Below are 6,690 nucleotides of genomic sequence, written 5' to 3' on the forward strand. Positions count from 1 at the left end.
ATCATGCCAGCTTGAAGCCGATGCCCCACACGGTTTTGATGTAGTCGCCCGCCCCTCCGGCCGCCGCCAGCTTCTTGCGGATGTTGCTGACATGCACGTTGACGGCGTTCTGCTCGCCGTAATAGCCGTTTTTCCACACCAGCTCGTACAGCAGCTCGCGCGAGAACACCTTGTCGGGCGAGCGCATGAGCACGTGCAGGATGTCGAACTCGTGCGCGGTCAGCGCCACCTCGGCATCCCCGAGCGTCACGCGGCGGCGCGCGACGTCCAGCCGCAGGTCGCGATGGACAAGCGCCTCGTCGTCGGGGCAGACGCCGCCCGCGCCCGCAGCCGCGCTCGCTCCCGCAGCGCGGCGCAGCACCGCATGAATGCGCGCGGCCACCTCGTCGGGGTCGAAGGGCTTCGTCACGTAGTCGTCCGCGCCGGCCGCGAGCATGCCCACCTTGTCGGCCGAGCCCGCCTTCGCCGACACCACGATCACCGGCACGCGCGAGGCCAGCTCGTCGCGCATGCACGCCATCAACGTCGGCCCATCCATGCCCGGCAGCATCATGTCGAGCAGAACCAGATCGAACGCCGCGCGTTCCATCTGCAGCAGCGCTTCGGTGCCCGAATACGCCTGCACGCAGCCGAATCCCTCGCGCGCGACGATCTTCGCCAGCAGCGCGTTGATGTCCGCGTCGTCCTCCACGATGAGAATGGTGCGCTCGCCCACAGCCCGCTCCTTCCGGCGCCGCTCTTCCGTAACCGTTTCAGGATACCCGAAAGGAAACCGCACGACCACGGAGAGCCGGCGACGCGCTATCATAGCTGCGACCGAACGAAAGGACCGATCCATGACCATCGAAGACCCCCGCACGCGCAACCCCTTCGACCGCGAGGCGCTCGCCCGCCGCGCGCTGGAGCTGCACGGCATGAAGTACAACTGCGCCCAGGCGGTCGCCTGCACGCTCGCCCCGCTGATCGGCGCCGACGAGGAGCTGTGCTTCCGCGCTGCCGAGGGACTGGGCGGCGGCATGGGCGGCCTCACCGAAACCTGCGGAGCCGTATCGGGCGCCGCCATGGCCATCGGCCTGGCGAACAGCAACGGACAAGACGACCGCACCAGCAAACAGGCGACGTACCGCATCGTGCGGAAGCTCGTGAACGATTTCCGCGAGCAAAACGGCTCCACCCTGTGCCCTGAGCTCAAGGGGATCAAGACCAAGCAGCCCCTGCGCAGCTGCGACGGCTGCATCGTCGACGCGCTCCAGCTGGCTGCGGACGCCCTGGCCGGCCTCCCCGCCGACAAACCACTCGACGCGTAGCCGGACGATGCACGCGGTTCGCGTCGTCCGACGAAACGGCGCGCTCGGCGAACGGGCCATCCGGTATCATGGAGGAGATCGAGACGAAACGCACGCGGAAAGAAGGCGGTCCACATGTCCCCCATCGCTTCCAACGTCAAGCTGACTAAGACCCTCAGGACGGTCGCGCTCCTCGCCGCCATCGCGCTCGCAGCCGCCCTCGGCGCCTGCTCTGCTCCGTCCGCGCAAGAAAAGGCGCAGCAAGCGCAGCCGGAGCCGCTCGTCGTGAACGACACGCCGGCGCCCCCGGTGCCCGACCCCGAGTACATCCTCGTCATCGGCGACGACTCCTGGGAAGAGTACACGCCGGGCCACGCCGACCTCATGATGCTCATGCGCCTCGATTTCGAGAAGCACCTGATCACGCTCGTCAGCGTGCCTCGCGATACCGCCTACGTTTTCCCTGACGGCAACACCGCGAAGCTCAACCAGATGCTGACCAACGCCGGTCCCGAAGCGCAGTGCCAAGCCGTGTCCGACGTCGTCGGCGTGGACGTCTCGCAGTACGTGGTGGTCGGCTTCGACGGGCTGCAGAGCATCGTGGAGCACTTCGGCGGCCTCGACGTGGACCTGCCCTACGGGCTGACGTACAACTTCTACACGAAGGACCATCCCGACGAGGTGTACGAAGCCGGGCCGCAGACGCTCACGCCGTGGCGCGCCATGGCGCTGTCACGTGCGCGCACCGGCTACGGCGACACCGGCTACCAGCAGGAGATGATCCGCCAGGTGGTGGATCGCCAGATGATGACGCGGTTCATCGAGCTGGCGTACGACGACCCTGCGCAGACCGGCGCCCTGCTGACGCTTCTGCAGGGCTTCGTGGAAACGAACGTGCCGCTCGACGACCAGCTGGCCTGGGCGGACGAGCTGGCAAGTGGCGACGAGATCACCGTGCACAGCACCACCGGCCCCTACTACGGCGATTTCCTGGAGGAAGCCGGCGGCCTATGGCTCGTGCCCGAAAGCCGCGAGGAATGGAAAGCCGTCATGAAGGCCGTCGACGCTGGCGAGGATCCGGCCCCCGCCGTGAGCGTCTGGAGCGCCGAGACGGAATCCCCGGAAGCCCCCGTCAGCGTCACCACGGTGATCGACCTGGGGTAAATCTCCTCTCGACAAGATAAAAACATCTGCCCGATACCTGGATGAGCCTTGCGTAACGCCCTGCTCGGCAGGGTTCGCTTATGCTACGATGAGGCTCAGAGAAAGGACGGCATGCATGCCCATCAACAAGGCGGTTCTTGCCGCGTTCAAGGCGGCAACACGGCTTCGGCCCGACATCAGGGAGTTCTACAAAACGCAGCGCCTCGCCGAGGACGTCAGCGCCAAGCTCGTGCTGCCCAACCCCCGCTGCCGCATCGACGAGGCTTTCGCCACGATGCCCGACGGCTTCGAGGTGCCGCTGCGCGTGTTCACGCCGCTTGACTTCGATTTCTCGCTGGCCGAGGGGCTGAAGGTATCCGAGGACTCGCGCGGCACCGTCCTGTTCTTCCACGGCGGCGGCTGGGTGAACGGCACGGTTGACTTCTACATCGACGCGTGCACCACCATGGCCATCCAACTGGAGCGACGCGTAGTGTCGGTCGACTACCGGCGCGCACCCGAACACCGCTTCCCTCAGGCGGCCGAGGACTGCTACGAGGTGGCGCGCCAGCTGTACGCGGGCACGCTGCTGGAGGATGTCGACCCCGAGAACGTGGTGCTGTTCGGCGACAGCGCGGGCGGCAACCTGGCGGCAGTGCTGTCGCTCATGGCGCGCGACCGCGGCGACTTCCAGCCGCGCACGCAGATGCTGCTGTACCCCGTCACGTACAACGACCACGACCCGTTCACGTCGTGGTTCGACTCGGTGCGCGAGAACGGCGAGGACTACCTGCTCACCTGGCGCGACATCGAGGGCTACATGGACCTGTACCGCTCGGCGCCCGCCGATTTCGACGACCCCTACTTCGCGCCGCTGCTCGACCCCGACCTGTCGCGGCAACCGCGCACGCTGGTCATCAGCGCCGAGTACTGCCCGTTGCGCGACGAGGGAGAAGCGTACGCGGCGCGGTTGGAGCTGGAAGGCGACCAGGAGGTGCAGTGCTACCGCATGCTCGACGCCGTGCACGGCTACCTTCTGTATCCGTCGGTGCTCAGCCTGGTCAAGGACACGTACCGCATCATCAAGCATTTCTTGGACGGCGACGATCTCACGCAGGAGGGCGAACCCGCATGGCTCGGGATACTTGGTACCGACTAGACAACGTCGGCAAGTTCTACTCGTCCCAGGCGGGCAGCTCGGCCCAGACGGTGTTCCGCTACGCAGCCACCATGCAAGACGATGTGGATCCCGCTGCGCTGCAGCATGCCCTCGAGAAGACGGCAGGCGTCTTCCCCAACTTCAACGTCTGCCTGCGCAGCGGCATGTTCTGGCACTACCTTGAACAGTCCGCCCAGGTCCCCGTCGTGCAGCAGGAGAACCTCCCCATCTGCTACGGACTGCACGTCCACGCGAAAAGCGTGCTGTTCCGCGTCAGCTACCACGCCGCGCGCATCAACCTCGAGGTGTCGCACATCGTGTCCGACGGGCGGGGCTCGCTCAGCTTCTTCAAGGCCCTGCTGCACGCCTACATCGAGGAGCGCTACGGCGTGAAGGGCGTGCCCGCAGAATACGACGGCTCAGACCACCAGAAGTCCGAGAACAGCTTCGACAAATACTTCGAACGCGACAAAGCCGCCGCAACGCGGGCACCGAAGGTATACCGGCTGAAAGGCTGGCGCGACGAGGCCGATCCCACGTTCTTCGAGTACCACCTCCCCGCGAAGCGCGTGCTCGCCCTGGCGCGCAGCTGGGACGTAGGCGTGACCGCGCTCGTGATCGCCGTCATCATGTGCGCCATCCGCGCCGAAATGCCGCGCCGCGACCGCAGCCGCGCCATCCGCATGGACGTGCCGGTCGACCTGCGCCAGTTCTTCAAATCCACCACCGTCAAGAACTTCTTCGGGCTGGCGTTCGTATCCTACGTGCCCGGCGACGAGGACGAGCCGGTGGAGACGATCGCCCGCATCGTGCAGGATCAGCTGAAAACCGCCACGCAGGCCGAAGAGCTCAAGAGCCGCATGAACCGCATGATCGCGCTGGAGAAGAACCCGCTTCTGCGCCTGGCGCCGCTGTTCGCGAAGGACTTCATCCTGGGGCTGGCGAACCGCCTGGCCGCGCGCGACGTGACCACCACTATGTCGAACCTCGGCCCCATCCGCATCGACGAACGCCTGGCCCCCTATATTCGCGACGTCAACATCCTGACCTCGACCACCGGCCTGAACTTCCTGATGTGCGCGTTCGGCGACGATCTGAGCATCGGCATCTCCACGGTGTACTCGAACCCGGACGTCATCAAGAACATCTGCAGGTTCTTCTCCGGCCAAGGCATCGAGGGGCGCATCAACATCAACAAGACAAAAGAAGAGGTGGCGGAAGACCGTCTTGAAGCCAAGATCGAGGCCTCGGTGAAGCGCTGGGGAGGGCAAACCCCCGCACGCGAAGGCGCGAGCGCGAAGAGCGAGGCGCCGGCGCACAACGAGACGGACGCGAGGGAGGACGACGGCCGATGAAACGATGCGAGAAATGCGGCGTGCAGTTCTCGGGCGACCTCGACCGGTGCCCGTTGTGCCAAGCCGAGCTTTCGGGCGACGCGTCGCCCGCGGTGTTCCCGCGCAACGAGGTGCGCAAGTCGGGCGCCATCGCGCTGGCGGTGCTGGCGTTCGCCACGGGGGCGTGCTTGCTGGTGATGCTGTTCTTGGGTCATCTGCTCCAGCTTCCGGGCGACATCGTGGTCACAGTCTGCGTCGGCCTCGTGGTGAACTACCTGTTCGTGCGCAACATCCTCACGCACACGCCCGACTTCCTGCGCGTCGTGGCGCGCTACTTCCTCGTGCTGCTGGCCATCGCCGCCATCTGGTTCCTCGTTTCGCGCAACCCGGTGGTCACCACCTTCGTCATACCCGGCATCTGCCTGGTGGCGCTCGTGTTCGACGGCGTGCTGCTGGCGGTGTTCCGCGGCACGTTCGTCTCGGGCTACGCGAAGTACCTGCTGTTCGACGTGGGGCTGGGCCTCATCCCGCTGGCGCTGCAGGCGCTGGGGCTCACTACGTGGGACGTCCCCTCGCTCGTGAGCGCGCTCACCGCCAGCGTGTTCCTGCTTGGGCTCGTGGTATTCGCGCGCAAGCAGCTGACAGCCGAAATCCGCAAGCTGTTCTCGGCGTAGGAACGTAAGCGCGAAAACGCCCGACCCCGCAGGGGATCGGGCGCCGATCGGTTCCGCTCGAGCAATGATGCGCGGCCGATGCAGGCTTACAGCTTGCCCACCAGGTCGATGCCCGGATGGAGCACCTCGGAGCCCGGCACCCAGCGCGCGGGGCACACGGAGTCGCCGTGCTCGGCCACGAACTGGCTGGCCTGCACGCGGCGCAGCAACTCGGCGGCGTTGCGGCCGATGTTGCCGGCGTTCACCTCGTAGCACACGATCTTGCCCTCGGGATTCACGATGAAGCTGCCGCGCTCGGCCACGCCCTCCTCCTCGATGTACACGTCGAAGATGTCGGCCAGCTTGTGCGTGGGGTCGGCCAGCATCGGATACGGCAGGTTTTTGATGTTCTCGGAAGCGTCGTGCCAGGCCTTGTGCGCGAAATGCGTATCGCACGACACCGCGTAGATCTCGCAGTTCGCCTCCTGGAACTTGTCGTACAGCGCGCCGAGGTCTTCCAGCTCCGTCGGGCACACGAACGTGAAGTCGGCCGGGTAGAAGAAGAACACGCTCCACTTCCCCAGCACGTCGTCCTTCGTCACCGTTTCGAAGTCGTCGTTATGGAACGCCTGGACGGTGAAGTCGTCGATTTCCTTGTTGATCATGGACATAGTTGCTGCTCCTATCTCTTGAAGACGCTTCCGGCGGGATCCGTCTTCGCCAAGTTGTTATCCAAAGCGAACTTTCTCATAATTGCTACTCACAAGCTATCGTATTCTAACGTCTCCGGACAATCTCCAAAAGCACGCCGGCTCTCCGAGGCCGTCCGATGGAAGGTTTGTCATATTCTCGACAAGTTTCGCCCGCCCGAAGCGCGGCGATGGCATACTAAGCCGGCTTCGCGAGAAACCCGCGCGGCAAAGAGCGCTCCTCTCGCCGCAATCCGATACTCCCCGTCCCGAAGGAACCATCCATCCTATGAATAAAAGCCTGCTCGCCCTTGCCACCGGATCGTTCGCGCTCGGGTTCGCCGAATTCGTGATGATGGGCATCCTGCCCGCGACGGCTACGGGGTTGCGCGTCAGCGTGCCCGACGCCGGCGATTTCATCTCCGC

General features: G+C 65.3%; 7 protein-coding genes. 5 read left to right on the top strand and 2 right to left on the bottom strand.

The features are described from left to right. Window position 1: 1 nt before the first annotated feature. Complete coding sequence (locus tag ACMO6A_RS09055; RefSeq protein ID WP_015761069.1) at window positions 2-715, bottom strand: response regulator transcription factor; 714 nt, start codon at window positions 713-715, stop codon at window positions 2-4. A gap of 121 nt (window positions 716-836) precedes the next feature. Between ACMO6A_RS09055 and ACMO6A_RS09060 the strand changes: the two genes are divergently transcribed. The 5 genes from ACMO6A_RS09060 (at window position 837) to ACMO6A_RS09080 (ending at window position 5,596) form a co-directional block, all read left to right on the top strand. Continuing rightward, a complete protein-coding gene (locus tag ACMO6A_RS09060) occupies window positions 837-1,307 on the top strand; it encodes a C-GCAxxG-C-C family protein (protein ID WP_015761070.1) in 471 nt (156 codons plus the stop codon). 114 nt (window positions 1,308-1,421) lie between these two features. Further along, window positions 1,422-2,450, top strand: a complete 1,029-nt coding sequence (locus ACMO6A_RS09065) for an LCP family protein (protein ID WP_015761071.1) — start codon at window positions 1,422-1,424, stop codon at window positions 2,448-2,450. A 115-nt stretch (window positions 2,451-2,565) separates the two neighbouring features. Next, window positions 2,566-3,588, top strand: coding sequence for an alpha/beta hydrolase (locus ACMO6A_RS09070; RefSeq protein WP_009608742.1), 1,023 nt, complete (start codon window positions 2,566-2,568; stop codon window positions 3,586-3,588). Continuing rightward, the gene (locus tag ACMO6A_RS09075) at window positions 3,561-4,943 is read left to right on the top strand and encodes a phthiocerol/phthiodiolone dimycocerosyl transferase family protein (protein ID WP_015761072.1); all 1,383 of its coding nucleotides are present in this window, start codon (window positions 3,561-3,563) and stop codon (window positions 4,941-4,943) included. The genes ACMO6A_RS09070 and ACMO6A_RS09075 overlap by 28 nt, the downstream gene beginning before the upstream one ends. Continuing rightward, entirely contained in the window at window positions 4,940-5,596 is a 657-nt protein-coding gene (locus tag ACMO6A_RS09080; protein ID WP_009305021.1) for a DUF6320 domain-containing protein, read from the top strand. Before ACMO6A_RS09075 ends, ACMO6A_RS09080 begins: the two co-directional genes overlap by 4 nt. An 86-nt stretch (window positions 5,597-5,682) precedes the next feature. Here ACMO6A_RS09080 and ahpC read toward each other — a convergent pair whose 3' ends face one another. Further along, complete coding sequence (gene ahpC / locus ACMO6A_RS09085; protein WP_009305022.1) at window positions 5,683-6,246, bottom strand: alkyl hydroperoxide reductase subunit C; 564 nt, start codon at window positions 6,244-6,246, stop codon at window positions 5,683-5,685. Between the last annotated feature and the right edge of the window lie 444 nt (window positions 6,247-6,690).

Origin of the sequence: Eggerthella sp., assembly GCF_048329335.1 — a bacterium.
In the GTDB taxonomy this organism is placed as follows: domain Bacteria; phylum Actinomycetota; class Coriobacteriia; order Coriobacteriales; family Eggerthellaceae; genus Eggerthella; species Eggerthella lenta.